At 40.8% G+C, this 17,770-nt stretch carries 17 protein-coding genes; 12 read left to right on the top strand and 5 right to left on the bottom strand.

The features are described from left to right. The first annotated feature begins 15 nt into the window (after positions 1–15). Positions 16–1,113 (top strand): threonine aldolase family protein, encoded by a 1,098-nt coding sequence (locus ACFVAD_RS05500; protein WP_386636931.1) that lies wholly within the window; start codon positions 16–18, stop codon positions 1,111–1,113. Between the two features lie 39 nt (positions 1,114–1,152). Here the strand turns inward: ACFVAD_RS05500 and ACFVAD_RS05495 are convergent, their stop codons facing one another. Together ACFVAD_RS05495 and ACFVAD_RS05490 are read right to left on the bottom strand one after the other, a co-directional pair. Further along, on the bottom strand, positions 1,153–2,328 hold the full coding sequence (locus ACFVAD_RS05495; protein ID WP_386636929.1) for a chromate transporter: 1,176 nt from the start codon (positions 2,326–2,328) through the stop codon (positions 1,153–1,155). After that, complete coding sequence (locus ACFVAD_RS05490) at positions 2,325–2,645, bottom strand: PadR family transcriptional regulator (RefSeq protein WP_386636927.1); 321 nt, start codon at positions 2,643–2,645, stop codon at positions 2,325–2,327. The genes ACFVAD_RS05495 and ACFVAD_RS05490 overlap by 4 nt, the downstream gene beginning before the upstream one ends. 796 nt (positions 2,646–3,441) lie before the next feature. On the opposite strand from ACFVAD_RS05490, the gene ACFVAD_RS05485 reads away from it, so the two are divergent. The 4 genes from ACFVAD_RS05485 to ACFVAD_RS05470 all read left to right on the top strand — a co-directional run bounded on the left by ACFVAD_RS05485 (position 3,442) and on the right by ACFVAD_RS05470 (position 6,422). After that, positions 3,442–3,879: a DUF6376 family protein gene (locus ACFVAD_RS05485; RefSeq protein WP_386636925.1), complete on the top strand. Its 438-nt coding sequence runs from the start codon at positions 3,442–3,444 to the stop codon at positions 3,877–3,879. A 44-nt stretch (positions 3,880–3,923) separates the two neighbouring features. After that, positions 3,924–4,562 carry a protein kinase family protein gene (locus ACFVAD_RS05480; RefSeq protein ID WP_386636923.1) on the top strand — a complete coding sequence of 213 codons (639 nt, stop codon included), beginning with the start codon at positions 3,924–3,926 and terminating at the stop codon, positions 4,560–4,562. Between the two features lie 128 nt (positions 4,563–4,690). After that, positions 4,691–5,215, top strand: a complete 525-nt coding sequence (locus ACFVAD_RS05475; RefSeq protein ID WP_386636921.1) for an RNA polymerase sigma factor — start codon at positions 4,691–4,693, stop codon at positions 5,213–5,215. Continuing rightward, entirely contained in the window at positions 5,208–6,422 is a 1,215-nt protein-coding gene (locus tag ACFVAD_RS05470) for a DUF4825 domain-containing protein (protein ID WP_386636919.1), read from the top strand. The genes ACFVAD_RS05475 and ACFVAD_RS05470 overlap by 8 nt, the downstream gene beginning before the upstream one ends. A gap of 53 nt (positions 6,423–6,475) precedes the next feature. On the opposite strand, the gene ACFVAD_RS05465 is transcribed toward ACFVAD_RS05470, so the two are convergent. Beyond that, positions 6,476–7,738, bottom strand: a complete 1,263-nt coding sequence (locus ACFVAD_RS05465; protein ID WP_386636917.1) for an MFS transporter — start codon at positions 7,736–7,738, stop codon at positions 6,476–6,478. A gap of 173 nt (positions 7,739–7,911) precedes the next feature. Between ACFVAD_RS05465 and ACFVAD_RS05460 the strand changes: the two genes are divergently transcribed. The 5 genes from ACFVAD_RS05460 (at position 7,912) to ACFVAD_RS05440 (ending at position 13,131) form a co-directional block, all read left to right on the top strand. Beyond that, positions 7,912–8,241 (top strand): hypothetical protein, encoded by a 330-nt coding sequence (locus ACFVAD_RS05460; RefSeq protein WP_386636915.1) that lies wholly within the window; start codon positions 7,912–7,914, stop codon positions 8,239–8,241. Between the two features lie 374 nt (positions 8,242–8,615). Further along, positions 8,616–10,103 (top strand): potassium/proton antiporter, encoded by a 1,488-nt coding sequence (locus ACFVAD_RS05455; RefSeq protein ID WP_386636913.1) that lies wholly within the window; start codon positions 8,616–8,618, stop codon positions 10,101–10,103. A gap of 379 nt (positions 10,104–10,482) precedes the next feature. Next, positions 10,483–11,802: a hemolysin family protein gene (locus ACFVAD_RS05450; RefSeq protein WP_386636911.1), complete on the top strand. Its 1,320-nt coding sequence runs from the start codon at positions 10,483–10,485 to the stop codon at positions 11,800–11,802. Between the two features lie 357 nt (positions 11,803–12,159). Next, the gene (locus ACFVAD_RS05445; RefSeq protein ID WP_386636909.1) at positions 12,160–12,309 is read left to right on the top strand and encodes a hypothetical protein; all 150 of its coding nucleotides are present in this window, start codon (positions 12,160–12,162) and stop codon (positions 12,307–12,309) included. Positions 12,310–12,495: 186 nt separating this feature from the next. Beyond that, the gene (locus tag ACFVAD_RS05440; RefSeq protein WP_386636907.1) at positions 12,496–13,131 is read left to right on the top strand and encodes an FMN-dependent NADH-azoreductase; all 636 of its coding nucleotides are present in this window, start codon (positions 12,496–12,498) and stop codon (positions 13,129–13,131) included. 45 nt (positions 13,132–13,176) lie between these two features. On the opposite strand, the gene ACFVAD_RS05435 is transcribed toward ACFVAD_RS05440, so the two are convergent. Next, the gene (locus ACFVAD_RS05435) at positions 13,177–14,424 is read right to left on the bottom strand and encodes a hemolysin family protein (RefSeq protein ID WP_386636905.1); all 1,248 of its coding nucleotides are present in this window, start codon (positions 14,422–14,424) and stop codon (positions 13,177–13,179) included. A gap of 287 nt (positions 14,425–14,711) precedes the next feature. Between ACFVAD_RS05435 and ACFVAD_RS05430 the strand changes: the two genes are divergently transcribed. Together ACFVAD_RS05430 and ACFVAD_RS05425 are read left to right on the top strand one after the other, a co-directional pair. Then, positions 14,712–15,824, top strand: coding sequence for an FtsW/RodA/SpoVE family cell cycle protein (locus tag ACFVAD_RS05430; RefSeq protein ID WP_386637137.1), 1,113 nt, complete (start codon positions 14,712–14,714; stop codon positions 15,822–15,824). Positions 15,825–15,893: 69 nt separating this feature from the next. Beyond that, positions 15,894–16,373, top strand: coding sequence for a hypothetical protein (locus tag ACFVAD_RS05425; RefSeq protein WP_386636903.1), 480 nt, complete (start codon positions 15,894–15,896; stop codon positions 16,371–16,373). Between the two features lie 77 nt (positions 16,374–16,450). On the opposite strand, the gene ACFVAD_RS05420 is transcribed toward ACFVAD_RS05425, so the two are convergent. After that, complete coding sequence (locus tag ACFVAD_RS05420; RefSeq protein ID WP_386636901.1) at positions 16,451–17,770, bottom strand: TrkH family potassium uptake protein; 1,320 nt, start codon at positions 17,768–17,770, stop codon at positions 16,451–16,453.

The raw sequence follows: 17,770 nt of genomic DNA, 5'->3' as shown, positions 1-17,770 counted from the left end.
GAGGTGCAGAGTACATTGAAGAAAAATGGAAATTTAATAGATGCATTCAAACAGACCAAATATCAAGTAGCAGGGCATGGTCCAAGGGACATTCAGGTATTGAAAGAAGCCTTGGACGATGTCGATGGACAGAAGGAAAGTGATATGTATGGAAAAGGGAAGATTATCGAAGATTTTCAAGAGAAGATGGCGACGTATTTAGGGAAAGAAAATGCAGTGTTCTTCCCGAGCGGAACCATGTCACAGCAGATTGCATTAAGGATATGGTGTGACACAATGAGAATAAACAAAGTTGCCTATCATCCACTAAGTCATTTGGAAATCCATGAAGAAGATGGGTTGAAGGAATTGCATAGGATACAGACTGTTCTTTTGGCAGATGCGGGCAGGTTGATTCAACTAGAAGATGTCATGTATATGGAAGAGGAAGTTGCTTGTTTGTTGCTCGAACTGCCTCAGCGTGAGATTGGCGGGCAGCTGCCGGATTATGAAACACTTGAATCAATCTCCGCATATTGCCGTGAAAAAGGGATTAAATTGCACTTGGACGGTGCTCGGATTTTTGAAATTCTCCCCTTTTATAAGAAAGCGGCAGCTGAGCTCTGCAGCCTTTTTGATAGCGTGTATGTTTCTTTTTACAAAGGAATAGGCGGAGTTGCAGGTGCGATTCTTGCAGGCGATACACCATTTATAGAAGAGTCGAAAATATGGAAGAGACGGTATGGCGGGGATTTGATAAGCCTCTCCCCTTATATAATAAGTGCTGACTACTATTTCAATAAAAGGCTTGGTAAAATGGGGCAGTATTATGAGGAAGCGCAAGAACTGGCTGGGCTTTATAACGGTTGCAAAGGAATAACGACAAAGCCGCTTGTACCTGTCTCTAATATGTTCCACGTCCATTTCCATATTCCAAAAGAGAAGCTTGAAACTATTTTAATATCCATTTATAAAGAGACCGGGATCGGTTTGACCAGCTATGTAAGGGAAACAAGTGAAGAAGCATGCCACTATGAGGTTAGCCTAGGGGATCGATATGCTGATGTTCCCAAAGAGGAATTGCATAAAGCGTTTCAAATGCTTGATGAGGGTTTGCGTAAAATAGGATATTAAAAAGCTCAAAGCAATTTGCTCTGAGCTTTTTTGAGTAAATTACAAAAGTGTCATCAAAGTCCCGCCAATCGCACCTGTCACCACGATGACCCATGGTGGAAGCTTCCAATATACAAGCATGAAAAACAGAATGGCAGCAAATGCAAAATCAATGGGAGCAAGGATGGAGCTCGTCCAGATAGGGAAGTAAAATGCTGATATCAGTATTCCGACAACAGCCGCATTTACCCCCATCAAGGCTGCCTTAACCTTCACATTGCGCCGGAGAGAATCCCAGAAAGGAAGCGTTCCTAAAATGAGCAGGAATGCCGGAAGAAAAATAGCAAATGTTGCTAAAAGTCCACCTCTCCATCCATCGATAACTGCTCCAATATATGCGGCAAATGTAAACAAGGGACCTGGTACTGCCTGAGCAGCCCCGTAACCAGCAAGGAATGCCTCTTCGCTGATCCACCCTGTTGGAACAAATTCTCTTTCCAATAATGGAAGGACCACATGGCCGCCACCAAATACAAGAGATCCGGAACGGTAAAAGCTGTCAAACATGGCGATCCAATTTAAGGAGGTAGCTTCTCTTAAAATAGGAAGCAGCACCAATAGACCGAAAAATAAGGCTAAACATACAACAGCGAAACTTTTGGAAATCGGGAATTTGATTTGATCGTTATCGCTCTCTGCGTGCTGTTTGAATAATAAAAATCCAATTAATGCAGAAACGAGGATGACAGCAACTTGAGAATAGGCTGTTTGCCATAATAGGGTTCCAACCAGTGCAAAAAGCGCAATGGCTTGTCGCTGGAGATCTGGAGTCAGGTTCTTCGCCATCCCCATGATCGCATGGGCAACGACTGCAACTGCGACGATCTTCAAACCGTGAATCCAGCCCGCACTGCCAATATCCATGGTATTCAGTACGAGTGCAAAGATGATCAGTGCCAATACCGAAGGCAAGGTGAAGCCGATAAAGGAAACAATGCCTCCAAGTACCCCGGCCCTCATTATGCCAATCCCTATTCCGACCTGGCTGCTTGCAGGTCCGGGCAGAAACTGACAGAGCGCCACCAGGTCTGCATAGCTTTTCTCATCCAGCCATTTTCTACGACGGATGTATTCAGTATGAAAATATCCTAAATGTGCAACCGGTCCGCCAAACGAGGTAAGCCCCAATCTTGTGGATACAATAAGTATTTCGAGTAGAGATTTTAATTTGTTCATGTTTCATCACCTTCTTTGATTTCTTTGAAAAGCTCATATGCTTTGTTTCTTGCTTCATGCAGAATGAGATTTCCTTTTTCGGTGGTGGTATAGTACTTTCTGATTTTACCTTCCACCTTTTGATCCTCTTTTACTAATAGCCCATCCGACTCCATTGTGTGAAGAATGGGATATAGGGTCCCGGCGCTGATGTTATAGCCATGTTCTCTTAGTTCCTCGAGCATCCATAATCCGAAAATGGGATGTTCTTTTGCATGATGAAGTATGTGAATCTGAATAAAACCAAGGAACAGCTTGCGCAGCACTTTCTCTTCCAAGTTTCCGCCTCCCACAGCATGTTGGACTCCGATATCGAACTTCGATATTGGAAATCGATAATTTGATATTAACATACGATTATTGCTTGCCCAACCTTTTGATAATAAAATTTACAAAAGCTTAACATTTTATCAAAAGTGGGCAAATATTTGACCTGGCAAACGATTTAAGCTATGATGAAACTAACATAAACAAATGAATTCATCCCAAAGGGGAGTAGCTATACAATAAAGTCGTCATTACGGGATTTTTGGTCCTCGGCTTTGTTGGCAACGTCAAGTTGTTTGCGAGACCTTTGTCAGTACTAGCATTCTGGCAAAGGTCTTTTCTATTCCAAGAGGCCTTCTACCAGAAAAATGGTAGAAGGCCTCTTTTCTTTATAGAAAAACTCTTATAAAGATTCGTGAAAAATCTTAAAACCCCGCTTAGCTGCTGATTGGAGCAATAGGCGAAGACTCCTCGAAAATGCGAGCATTTTCTTCGTGCGATGTATCGCTGCCGTAGTCTTCCTTGTCCTGCGGGAGGAAGCGGTAGGCTGGAGACCCCACAGGGCAAAGCCCGAGGAGGCTCCAACACCGCCCCTTGGGTCGCTGCGCCTAATGCGGAAATCAACAGCGGTATTCAAAGGGGCAATTGAGGAGAAGATCAAAGGGAGGGAAAAACGATGATTAAAAAGTTAGTGAAAGCACTGATCTTGAAAAAGGGTGCCAAAATTGCCAAACAGAAAGTATTGCCTGTTGTCATGAAAGAAGTAAAGAAAAGAATGAAGAAATAATATAATAGGAGTGAATGGACATGAAAAAATTATTAGTGATTGTTGCAATTATCTCATCGGTACTTCTCGGTGGCTGTTCTCTTTTGGAAGAGGTCAATAATTCGCTGGAATACGCGAACAAAGCAACGGAACATATCAATACGTGGCAAGACTTCGGTCAGGAGGCACCTCAGATGATCCAGGAAGCTGCTACAAATCCTGAGACTAAGCAAGAGTTGGAAGCGGAGCTAAATGCATTGCTTGAAGAAATTGACGAATTCAACCAGACAGAGCCACCAGCTATTGCCGCAGATCTGCACCAGCAAATAGTAGAAAAGAATGAAGCTTTAGAAGAAATCATCAACGATGCGATGGCAAACGGGGAGTTAGCTTTAGAGGAGCTGCAGAACTCTGAGTTGATCACGACAATCAATGAAATTACAAAGCTGATGAACTTGGTGGAGGACTTGGGGAACTAACCTTCATCCTCCAAAAAGCTTCTTAAGAGAGTGAGAGGTTTAGAATGAGACATAACACCGAGCTCCTGCAATCATATGATGCACTTACAAAAAGTGTCGTGTTTGTTCAAGGTAATCAAGGAATATCCTTGGTGGATTATAATAAAGTGGATTTAACTCCCATAGGTTCCGGGAGAAGCGCATATGTTTTTAAAATTAGAGAATCAAACAGGGTGCTTAAGGTTTTCTATCCGCCTTTTGAAGGCATAGCAGCGAAGGAAGCGGAAATTTATCAAAGCCTAAAAGGAATTTCCTTTTATCCAGCTCTTTATGATTATGGAGAAAACTATCTTGTCATTGATCATATAGAGGGTTTGACACTTTTTGAATGTCTGGTTCATGGCAAGAAAATGAATGAGCGCCATGTGGAGCTGATAGATGAAGCTCTCGGGATGGCAAGGGAAAGGGGATTGAACCCCTCGGATATCCATCTGCACAATATCATCATCACCCCGACGGATGAGGTGAAGCTGATAGATGTGGCTCGATTCAGACAGGAAAAGTTCTGTACACAATGGGAAGATATAAAAACTGTATTTTATAAGTACTATATTAAAAAGTATTTCCCGAAAAAATGGTCCGCTCGAATACTGTACTTTATTGCAGCTTTATACAAAAAGAAACTATTGACCAGATTCTATTAGACATCAAGCACTTCTCCAAACGAGAGGTGCTTCTTTTTTGTTTATCATAAAAATTTTCGACTTAAGTGCGATAAAATGGAGATGGATTCGTCTATATGGTAAGAAACTGCAAGATACGGGGGAAGAGGATGTCAGACAAACAAGTCATTTCCAAATGGTTTTATGAATATAACGATGATATTTATCAATATTTACATTTTCGATTAAATGCCAAACAGCATGACATAGAAGATTTTGTACAGGAAGTATTTATTCGGGCTTTAAAGGGGCTCTCTCATTTTAAGGGGAATTCGAGCCCGAAGACCTGGCTTTTTTCAATTGCAAGAAATGTAGCGATTGATGAAGTAAGGAAGCGGACAAGGGACAGATGGAAGTGGTTCCTATCCTTTGACGACGGCTACCAGGTGCCCTACAACACAGAGCAGACACCAGAAGAAATCCTTACTGACAAGGAGGAGCAGAGGGACTTAATCGTTGCTATCCGATCTCTTAAGGAGTCGTATAAGGATGTGTTGATCATGAGGAGTATAAAAGAGTTTTCAATACAGGAAACAGCAGAGGTGCTTGGTTGGAGTGAGAATAAGGTGCGTTCGACACACCATCGTGCCAAGGCAGCCTTGCAGCAGAAGCTAGGAGGAGATCACCTTGAATAGAAGAGAAGATCAATTGGATCAAAAACTCAGAGGAGTCTCGAAACCACGACTGTCCACAGAAAGAAAAGAACAAATCCATGACAAACTGATGAGCCATGATTTCCGTGATGAAAGAGGAAGCTGGTTGAAGAATTTGAAAGGAATAACTGCAGTTTCGGTATGTGCGATTGCAGTCATGATTTTGTCCTTCATTATTTTTACAGGCGAGGAAGGGGGAGCACCAAGGTCATCTCATCAAAATGAAAATTATATTAGCGAACTAAGTAAAATAAATTTGCACGATGAATTCTCATCCACGACCAACTATGTAGGAGACAATGGTGCTGTTACTAGTATGGCGTATTTATTGCCAGGAAATGATGCAGAAAGGACATTCGAGCTTCAGACAAAGGAAGAGCCCTATGAGATCAGGATTTTTTATTCGTTGGATGAAGAACATAAGGCTTTTTCAGAGGAAAATCTGCCAACAACACTACTCTACGATGCAACAGCATATTTCACCTTTTTTCATAACCTGGGGATCCTTACTATTCACTATGAGCCTGACGGTGTTAGGGGGGGAGAGGGGACTTTTACCATCACACGTGAACATATGGAAGATTTTTATGGTCAGGACCTTACAAATTTTAAGGAAGAAGAGGCCGTTTGGAAAAGTGAAGTGGTGGAAAAAGTGTTGAAGGATGAATCCAAGATTGTAAAGTTCTATGAAAGTATTGAAGCGTGGGAGCCAACTTATGATTTACTTCAGGAAGCTGTGGAAACAACCTATAGAAGAACGGGTTCCGATGCTGAAATTTTTGTAAAGCTTACAGCACCGTCTCTATCAAGTATGGTTTATTGGAGGAAGTATGAAGAGGATTTTCAATACATTCTAGCAAGATTTGAGGGAAGTGAAGGAACCTTTATGTATAATGAAGAACATATAGATAGCATGAGTGGAGGGTACCCTCTCTGGGCACAAGCAACTGATATTGACGGAATTCCAGTTATCTGGGGCACTATTCCATTTGACAGATTAAAAGTCCATCAGGTGGTGCTGGATTACGGAAGTGGAGTACAAGATATGGTGGAAGTAGTCAATCAAAGCTTTCTTATTGAAGCGGATAAACTGAAGCACTATGATCCAGAAATTGGATTGTATGACCAGGTTAAAGAGGTTTACGGGGTGAATGAAAATGGGGAGAGAGTGACCCCAGAGATAAATTGATGTTTGTATAAAGAGGTTTGGAGCATCGTCCAAACCTCTTTTATTTATCATTACTATTCACTCTGATTAACTTTAGGCAACATAAAACACATCACTGATGCAATTACACACAATAGAATGGAAAAAATGAATGTAATGTCATAGCCTCCATACAAATCAAAAAACACTCCAGGTAAGAACGATCCAAGTGCAGCTCCAACCTGATGACCAAAAAAGAGCAAGCCGATCATAAGGCCAATCATTCCTTTTTCTGCATAATCGGATGCAAGCTTCATGGTAGGAGCTACCGTAGCAAAGTCAACCACTCCAAAAGAAATGGAAAAGAAAATCAATAAGTGTGACTGCGTGATGAAATAGCCGAAAATGCTTGTTTCGTGGACAATTACGAGCAGGATTACAATGGTAAGAGCCCGTGCGCCGTATAAAAATCCCAGAATATATCGAGAATCCCATTTATCGGATAGGTAACCGGAAGCAATCGTCCCTGTAAAATTAAAAAGGGCAAGAACGCTGACGGCAGTCCCTGCGAATGCAGCAGAAAAACCGCAATACTGGGCAAATGGAACAAGATGTGTATCGATCAGTCCACTCGTTGTGACTCCACAGATAAAGAACGAGAAAAAGAGGAACAAAAAAGGCCGCTGCAACAAGAATGATTTTCGCTTGATTTGCAATTCACCGGCAAGGACGATTGGTTCCACCTTTTTTTCGTACCCGCCATAGGGTTGCTGTCCCATTTCTTCAGGGGTAGGTCTGAAAAGAAAAAGAAGTAGTGGAAGTAAGAGAAACAGTACCGTAAGACCTAATATAAGGATAGCAGTTTCCCAGCTGTATGCTTCTATAAGGAAAATGGAGAAAGGGACGACACTGAACTGCCCTGTTGCGGTTCCTGCTGACATGATTCCCATCGCGAGTCCCTTTTTCTTCGTAAACCATTTCGCAACTACAAGGGTACCTATCACATTGGAGGTCCCGCCAAATCCTATGGAGGCCACAATGCCATAAAGTATTATCAGGTGCCATGGCTTGCTTGCAAATGTAGTAAATAGCAAGGCTGCACCTACTGTCAGTACGCTAATTATCACAATCTTTTTCATGCCGATTTTATCTATAAGTCTACCGATAAACGGCTGAAGAACAGCAAAAACAAGATAGCTGATTAACGAAACCAATGTAATTTGTGTGCGGCTGCTTTGGAAGCTTTCTTCCCAAGGCTCGATAAAAGCCCCAAAAGAGAGGCGAATTCCTTGCACTAATAATAAAGTAATAAAGGTAATGGCTAAGATAATCCAGCCGTAATGAATGCCCTTCCTCACCAAACTTCTCCTTCCTGATATCCGATTCTATTTGATTGTATTATACAATAATATTAATCTTATTCTTTGTTTTACTTTTCCGATATTCAAACGTCCCTCCCATTAAATGTTGACTAATGGAGAGAGTATAATAGAATAAAAGAGTATGCAACCGTGAAGAAGGGGTGATTATAGTGAAAATATGGAATATGCTTCTAGTGATTTTATTGTTGGCTGGTTTTCAAGTGGCTCCGATGGAGGAACAAATGGATTCTGCTAAGGGCCCATTCTTATCCTCCTATAAGATGGACAAGGATGTGCAAGTCACGAAAAACCTGACGAGAACATCTGTACATGGAAAGCTGACAAACAAAGACAAATTCGAGGATATGCATGCTCTGACATCATTTCAAGCATTTCAAAAACAACCATTAGCCATTCAAGCATATAGAAGGTCTGAATTTTTTCGTGATGCCTGTATCAATCTGCTTCCATCCTTGTATCAATCAAATTACCTCATATGAACTCCCCTTAGGTATAACCTCTGAAATATACCTTTCTTTCGTATGCCTTACTACATTCAAAGCAAATTTATAGCTATCTTATTTGATAATAGAATAGGTGATGACCATAAACATAAAAGTTCCATTACAGTTGGGTATGGTGCTCTTTTTTGGTTTTCTGTCTTTCCATTTCTCTGCAACAGGAACGTTTACATGGTCGATCATTAGTAATGGAAGTGCTCCTTTCGGTGTTGTTATTATTGGAGGAGATGCTTGCATGAATGCCACGTAAACAAGTTTCCCTCATAAAAATCAGTTAAAAAACGCAAAATAATACACTGGAATAGAACTTTCCAAAAGTAAGATTGATCGGAAGTTTTGAAAGGAGTAAGAACATGCTTAATTCATCTTTTAATATTGATTATTTCATTTTACTGAGTGCCATACTCCTGATAGTTGGGGTAATCACCACTAAATTCTCTACTCGAATGGGGGTTCCTGCACTTATTCTGTTTATCCTTGTAGGAATGATCACCGGGAGTGATGGTCTTGGCATCATATCCTTTGATAACGCCAAAATGGCACAGCTTATTGGTGTTTTCGCACTCATTATCATTTTGTTTGAAGGGGGATTACAGACTAAGTGGGCAACGGTAAAAGCGGTAACGAAGCCATCTCTTTCCCTTGCTACATTAGGTGTTATTCTCACGACAGGAGCTGTTGCAGTTGCTGCTAAACTGATTCTGGATGTTTCATGGCTGGAAGGTTTTCTATTCGGGGCGATTGTAGGCTCTACCGATGCTGCCGCAGTATTTGCTGTATTGAAGGGCCAGAATATCAAAGCAAGGCTTGGTGCAACACTAGAAGCGGAATCCGGCTCCAATGATCCGATGGCCATGTTCCTGACCATTTCAGTAATCGAGCTGATACTTGTCGATGAGGCTTCCTATCTTCCTTTAATCGGGACCTTCTTTTGGCAAATGGGAATTGGCCTTGTTATCGGACTTGCGCTTGGTAAATTAGCGGTTTTCGCCATCAACCGCATCAATCTGGATTCGAGTGGCCTGTATCCGGTGTTCGCCTTGGCCTTTGCTTTATTGACCTATAGTGCAACAGCATTAGTGGGCGCGAGTGGACTCCTTGCCGTATATATTGCAGCACTGTTGGTCGGGAACTCAGATCTGACGTATCGTCAGTCCATTTTCAGATTCAATGAAGGCTTTGCCTGGATGGCTCAAATCATGATGTTTACGATACTGGGACTTCTTGTATTCCCAACGCAGTTATTTACTTTTGATATTATTTGGAAGGGGTTATTGCTTTCAATCATCCTGATTTTGGTGGCTCGTCCCCTTGCTGTTTTCCTATCCACGATAAATATGGGATACACCCTAAAAGAGACTGTGTTCCTTTCCTGGGCAGGATTAAGAGGAGCGGTTCCAATCGTGTTAGCGACCTTTCCAATGATTGCGGGACTTGAGAACAGCCAGCTCTTCTTTAATGTAGTCTTTTTCGTCGTGCTGACCTCCTGCTTGATTCAAGGCTCCACGATTTCCATTTTAGCGGAAAAACTTGGCTTGACAGGCCCGAAAAAGTCAGAAGCTCCACATACGCTCGAACTGGTATCGATAGGAAAAGCCAATGCGGAAATCATCGAATATGAAGTAAGCAAAGCGACACCCATTGTCGGAAAGACATTAAATGAAATTGAATTCCCTAAAGATGTTCTGATCAATGCCATTATCCGTTCCAGTGATCTGGTTACGCCTCAGGGCAGCACTGTAATCATCGAAGGGGATATCCTTTATATTCTTGTTGCGAAGCAGAGCAAAAGGGAGCTTAAAAACATGCTGAATAACGGGAGTGTGCTGGAGATTTCCTAAAAGGTCAAAAAGGAGTGTGGAGGTGGTCATTTGACATCTCCCTCGCATTTTAATATTATTAACTTAATAGTTTAAGAGTGAAACTATTACTCTGCAATAGAGTTTATAATACTCCAAAGGGGAGTAGCTAACAGTTATGTCGTCAATCCGTGATGTACCATCATCACCGGCCTAACTGGCAACATTCTTGTTGTTTGCGAGACCTTTGCCTATTCGGTAAAGGTTATATAGATGGAAAACCTTTACTATTAAGCTTGGTAAAGGTTTTTTTATGTATATAGGAGGGAAGCACCATATAAAATGTAAAAAGTAATTTATTCATTGGAAAGTAAAAATTAAAATTTCACGGAGGTGAATCCCTCAAAATAGAGGGAACCAATTGGACAGTATAACGATTATAAACTTGCTTTTAGTAGCTTTGTTAATTGCACTAACAGCATTCTTCGTAGGATCTGAGTTTGCAGTAGTTAAAGTACGTATGTCTCGAATCGATCAATTGATAGCAGAAGGAAACAAAAAAGCGGTTAGGGCAAAAAAATTGATTCATGACCTGGATTACTATTTATCAGCCTGTCAACTGGGTATTACCGTAACAGCATTAGGTCTAGGTATGTTAGGTAAGCCGACAGTAGAAGCCCTTATTTATCCTTTCCTTGAAAGTATGGGAGTATCACCTTCTATGATTAGTGTTATATCATACGCGGTAGCCTACTCACTTGTAACATTCTTACACGTAGTAGTAGGGGAACTTGCTCCTAAGACTTTGGCTATCCAATATGCCGAGAAAATGACACTGCTATTCGCTTCACCACTATATTGGTTTGGTAAGCTGATGTATCCATTTATTTGGACTTTAAATGGTTCAGCGCGTATCCTTCTTCGTATTTTTGGTGTACAGCCTGCAAATCATGAACAAGCTCACTCAGAGGAAGAATTGAGAATTATTATGGCGCAAAGCTTTGAAAGCGGAGAGATTAATCAGACAGAACTTTCCTATATGGAAAATATTTTTACATTTGATGAAAGAGTTGCAAAGGACATTATGGTCCCTCGTGTTCAGATAATCACTTTATCACAAGCGTTTACCCGTGAAGAGATTATCGCCATACTTGATGAGCACCAATATACCCGCTACCCTGTTACTGATGATGGCGATAAGGATAGTATCATTGGATTTGTGAACGTTAAAGAAATGCTTACAAGCATTGCTGCAGGTCGTGAAGGCCAGTTAAAAGATTTCCTTCATGAACTTCCTCTTATTCACGAGTACACTTCTTTGCAGGATGCATTATTAAAGATGCAAGAAGAGCAGGTTCATATCGCTCTTGTTATTGATGAGTATGGGGGTACAGCTGGTATCCTTACAATGGAAGATATTCTTGAAGAAATCGTTGGGGAAATCCGCGATGAGTTTGATGCAGATGAAGTCCCTGAAATTGACCAGCATGGTGAAGGTCTATATCATATCAACGGACGTGTGTTGCTTTCGGAAATCGAAAATGAATTTGATATTATATTCGAAGAGAGCGACGATATTGATACAATCGGCGGTTGGATTCAAGTACAATTGCAGAATGCCGAAGAGGAGAATGTTGTTACCTTCGAGCATGATAACAACACCTGGACAATTCTTGAGATGGAAAATCACCAGGTAAAGCAGGTAGCCTTGCAGCTAGGAGCTTTATCTGAAAATAGATGATGTTAAGGAAAAAGCCCCGTTTTCATGGAAACGGGGCTTTTTTTGTAAATAGGTACGTTATGGAAAGTTGTGAAGTATGTCGGAATATGCGATTTATCGATATCCACCATGTTTTCGTGGATATTCTGACATTTTCATTGATATATTTTTTTTCGTTGATATCGCCAACGGATTCGTGGATATATTGAAATTTTCGTTGATATCCACAAAGAAAAAGACCCAAATGAGCATGATATCAAAAAATGGGTAAAAAATCATAAGTTTTCTGAAAAAAATACCAAAAACACCTTTCGGAATGATGGTATTTATTTTACAATAAAGTATATACTATCCATTACAATGATGGAGGTGAACAGTATGGAAAATAAGCCTAATCACTTTGATGGCAGCGTTCAAGCGGTTAACGGGAATCAAAATCCTTTATTGGAAAATGAAACGTTGATCGTAACGGATGAAATGAGAAAGAATATTGCAGCTAATCCGTTTGTACTACATAATGAGGAATAATTGGTAAGGATTTGTCTTTTGGGCAAGTCTTTTTTTTATGGTGAATCATATTACTTGCATAATGAAGATATATTTAATATTATTATCTCGAATTAAAAATAAATTTATTCAAGATAGTGGTTATATTTTGCATTTAAAGGCAAACTAAACTGTCTAAATTTATTACATGGAAGGGATAGATTTAAAATGGCAAAAGTTTTATACATCACGGCACATCCGCATGATGATACACAATCCTACAGTATGGCGGTAGGAAAGGCTTTTATTGATACGTACAAGCAAGCAAACCAGAATGATGAAGTAATTCACCTTGACCTATATCGAGAGAATATACCTCAAATTGATGTTGACGTGTTCAGTGGTTGGGGAAAGCTCCAATCCGGAAAAGGATTTGAAGAGCTGTCTCAGGACGAAAAGGCAAAAGTCAGCCGTTTAAATGAATTGTCCGAGCAATTTATTTCAGCCGACAAGTATGTATTTGTCACACCATTATGGAATTTCTCCTTTCCCCCGGTTATGAAGGCGTATCTTGATTCTGTAGCGGTGGCAGGAAAAACATTCAAATATACAGCGGAGGGTCCGGTTGGTCTTCTAACGGATAAAAAAGCTCTTCACATTCAAGCGCGAGGCGGAATCTATTCCGAGGGTCCTGCTGCAGGAGTGGAAATGGGGCATCGTTATTTGACTGTCCTCATGCAATTCTTCGGCGTTCCAACATTTGAAGGTTTGTTTGTTGAAGGACATGCCGCAATGCCTGATAAAGCACAGGAAATCAAAGAAAATGCGATTGCACGTGCAAAGGATCTAGCTCATACGTTCTAAACCTAAAAGAAAGGAGCCAACTGATATGTTGGCTCCTTTCTTCTTTTAATAGGAATCAGTTGGCTTCTTGATTTTCTTCGTGACTTTCACTTGCTTTAGCACATTATCCTCCATGACAACCACTTCGAAATGCAGATGGTGGTATTCCATTGTTTCGCCAACCTCAGGGATATGACCAATTTCTTTAAAGAAAAATCCGGCAATCGTATCCTCGTCTTCAGGTACCTTGGTTTTAAAAACTTCGTTAAAACGTCTGATTGCTATCTTCCCATGGCAGATGATCTGATTTTCGGTCAATTCATCAATGAGAATATCGCTGTCTTCATCCGTTTCATCTTCAATCTCCAATCCAATCATTGCCTCAATGATATCCTCATGGCTAATGATACCCGTTGTTCCGCCATACTCATCAATGACAATGGCCAAGTGCTTCTTTTCCTTCAGCATCATCTTGAACACTTTTTCAATATTGGTGGATTCAGCCACGAAAAGGGGGCTTTTGTCCATTAAATCCCTGATAGTCAAGTTAGGTTCAAGGGACCAGTTAAGGAGTAATTTTGCATGAAAGACCCCTACGATATTATCCATATTCTCCTTATAGACGGGGTATCTGGTATAGCTTGAGTCCATGACAAAATTCCTGGCTTCTTCAAATGTCACCTCACAGGGCAGACCGTGAATTTCGATTCGTGGAGTCTTCAGAGCATCCCGGACATCTTTTGTATGGAAATCGATAGCGCCTTTGATTAGTTGGGATTCTTCCTGATAAAAGGTACCTTCCGTTAATCCGATGTCCACCATGGTCTTCAGCTCTTCTTTTGAAAGGGTGGCCTCTTGGATCATCCCCCTTGAAAGCATCCTGATAACAGAGTTGGTAAAAAGGGAGAGGAGAAAAATCAATGGTCTCAGAATGATTAGCAATACGGAAATCACAGGTGATACTATATATGCTACACGATTGGCAAAGGTTGCTGCTATGGACTTTGGCAGCACTTCTGCAAAAATAATGATGACCACGGTCAATATGGCAGTCGCAACTCCTATATTGAATTCATATTGAATAGCAATCAACGTAACGAGTGTTGGAAGCATGATATTGGCTATGTTGTTCCCGATGAGAATGGCTGTAATGAATTCATCAGGCTTCGAAATCAACTTCAACAGTTTTTTGGAACGAGGATCATTGTTCTCCGCTTGTGTATGTACTTTCATTTTATTTACAGCGGTCAAGGCTGTTTCACTTCCTGAGAGAAAAAACGACATAAAAAGAAAAAATAATAATGCAATAATCAAATTTGTTGCCTCCTAAGAAATATTAGTAGTAATTTCCCCATTCCTTTTTAAAGAATACTTTATTTTGGCTAAATCTACAAAATTGAAATAGTCGTAAAATCATTGACTATACCCCTATACTCGAATATGATTTATTCGATAAGAAAACAATACAGACTGTAGTTATGTACTATATTATTAGATAATAATAGATGAAGTGATAATATACTAATTATTTGCTGAAAATGGAGTAGAAGAATGTGGATTATAAAGATAAACAACAATTAGATGTCACCCTTATTTTTTTGATGATCATGATGGTGCTTGCCAGCTTGATTGCACTTGATAGCATCGAACCGACCTTGCCTAAAGTGCTGCAAGGTATTAATTTCATGGAAAAGCAGCTCGTCTGGTTTTTGGTAGGGGCAATCGGAATAGGCCTATCCCTGCTTATTCACTTTGATTACCTTAGAAATCTTGCATGGATCACTTATGGAATCGGAATATTCTTTTTAATAGGATTGGAATTGAACTTCCCTGGTACGCTTGAAATAAAGGGTGCAAGAAGCTGGTACAGCATCCCGGGCCTTGGTAATATACAGCCCTCTGAATTAATGAAAATTGCGCTTATTCTCGTGTTGAGTAAAATAATTGCAGACCACCGAACCAAATACGAGAATCCTGAAGTGAGAGATAGTTTCTATCTTCTCTTCAAGATGGCTGCTGCTTCCCTGGTGCCCGTCCTTCTTTTGATGAGGCAGCCTGACATGGGGACAACCATGGTGTACCTCTCCATTATTGCAGCTTTGGTATTAGTGTCTGGTATACGCTGGAGCATTATTGTTGGGCTTATATCTATCGGTGTGGGTTTTGCCGCAATATTTATCTATATTTTCATCCAATTTCCTGATTTTTTTCATACGTATTTTATTCCTGAATATCAGTTGGACCGCTTCTATGGCTGGCTGAACCCTTATGAATATCAGGATGAGCAGGGCTTCCAACTGGTTCGTTCCCTGCTGGCAATCGGGTCAGGTGAATATACGGGTGCTGGATATGGCTCGATGAATGTCTATCTTCCAGAAGCCCATACCGACTTTATCTTTGCTGCTATTGCCAACCAGTTCGGGTTCATGGGGACAACGGTCGTATTATCGCTGTTCTTTCTGCTATTGTATAAGATTACATTCATTGCCTTGCAATGCCATGATACCTTTGGCAGTTATCTATGTACAGGAATCATTGGAATGATTACGTTCCAGGTTTTCCAAAATATCGGGATGACAGTTGGTCTCTTGCCGATTACAGGAATTCCGCTTCCATTCTTCAGCTATGGGGGAAGTTCGCTCCTAACCTATATGATTGCGATAGGTATTGTATTGAATGTTCAATTGAGAACCCGGAAGTATGTGTTCGCATAATCTTTTTTGAGAAACAAAGATCTAATGATATAATGGTGCAATGTTTAAATATATCTTCTTGGAGGCATTATGTTAACTTTTGAACAAAAACTTGCAATTATCGAATCCTTTCCGGAGCTCGAGCGTAAGGACGTATCTTTAAAACGTGTCAATTTTCAATTCGAGGAAAGCTTAAGTGACAAAAAAAATGTAGTGTTTCACCTGCATCCAAATGGAAATGGGTTTGTCTATGCCAAAGGGGTAAAGGGGTATCGTACAGATGAAAAGGGTATGGTCAATATCCGCGAATTTTCCGAAGAAGAGCTGAAAGAGATTATCTCAAAAGCGATTGAGGTTTTAAGTACAGAATCCACCTCTGAAGTATCCGATGAAGCAGAGGCTTTTGAAGATGAGAAGTGGGCGAATGATGAAGATCAGACGCTCATGCTGGTGCTAGAGGATGATATGTGGAACGTCTACGCAGGTCCCAACTTGGACGGTACATTTCCTTCCTATAATGAAGCAAAGCAATATTTGATCGAGGAAGGATTCAGAAAGCGATTCTATTAAGGAATCGCTTTTTTGAATTGAAAATACTTAATCCATGAAACAAAAAAATGCTCCTGGAAAGGGAGCATTTTTTTGTTTCATCCTGTCAACAGGTCTTCGTTAGGGTAGCGAATCTTCGCAAGGGTCGGTTTCGCCAGGGAATAGGCAAGTGTCAGTGGACCAAGCTTCCCAAGCAGCATGATGAAGATGATGACCGCTTTTCCAATTAATGTAAGGTCTGCTGTAATTCCCATGGAAAGTCCGACCGTTCCGAAAGCTGAAACCACTTCAAATAATAATTGAAGGAAGTCCATTTTTTCAGTAATTGTTAAGATGAATAATGATAAAAAGACGAACAATAGACTGATGATCGTGATTCCAAGCGACTTGAATACATATTTTTGATGGATCGATCTTTTAAAAAGAACAATTTCCTGTTTGCCTTTTATAAAAGTGATGACCGCCAGAATGATAATGAGAAAGGTTGTGAGCTTTATCCCCCCACCGGTTGATGTGCTTCCTGCCCCGATGAACATCAACAGTATCATAAATAGGATGGATGAACTCTCCATCGCCCCTATGTCGATCGAATTGAATCCGGCTGTTCTAGTTGTAACTGCTTGGAAATAGGAGGCCCAGAGTTTCTCCATAAACGTCAGATTAGCCAGTGTGTCCGGGTTGAAGTATTCCAGTGAGAAAATGACCAGCATGGCCAACAAGTTGATGCCAAGTGTTCCGAACAGCATAATCTTCGTGTGCAAGGAAAGCTTCCTGAATTCTTTTGTATACCATAGGTCCGTAAGAACAGTGAATCCAATCCCTCCAATGATAAATAGGAAGGATATGACGATGTTTATGACAGGATCTCCAACGTATTGAGATAAGCCGTCTGCCCATAAAGCAAATCCAGCATTGTTAAAAGCGGAAATGGAGTGGAATATACTCAAATATATCCCTTGTCCCCACCCATATTCCGGTACCCAGCGATAGGACAATAAGAGTGCAGCTATACCTTCAATCAGCAAGGAGAAGATGACAATCCTGCGAACAAGGAGGATAATCCCCCCAACAGAAGTCTGATTCAAGGCTTGCTGCAGAAGCAATCTTTCCTGAAAGCCGATTTTTTTGCCGAGCATCATGAAAATGAGGACGGCAAATGTCATGATTCCGATTCCGCCCAATTGAATTAACGCCATGATAATGACCTGTCCGAATACCGTATAAACGGAAGCGGTATCCACCACGACCAATCCTGTGACTGTCATGGCTGACATGGCAGTAAACAGGGCGTCGATGAATGATATGCGTTCGGTAGTGGAAACCGGGAGCATAAGCAGCATGGATCCGATAAAAACAAAAACGGTGAAAACGAGAATGAGCAATTGAGGCGGACTCAGTTTAATACTTAGGTTACGCAT

Origin of the sequence: Sutcliffiella sp. NPDC057660 (assembly GCF_042800035.1) — a bacterium.
GTDB lineage: Bacteria > Bacillota > Bacilli > Bacillales > Bacillaceae_I > Sutcliffiella_A.
This window is presented reverse-complemented; position numbering and strand designations above follow the sequence as displayed.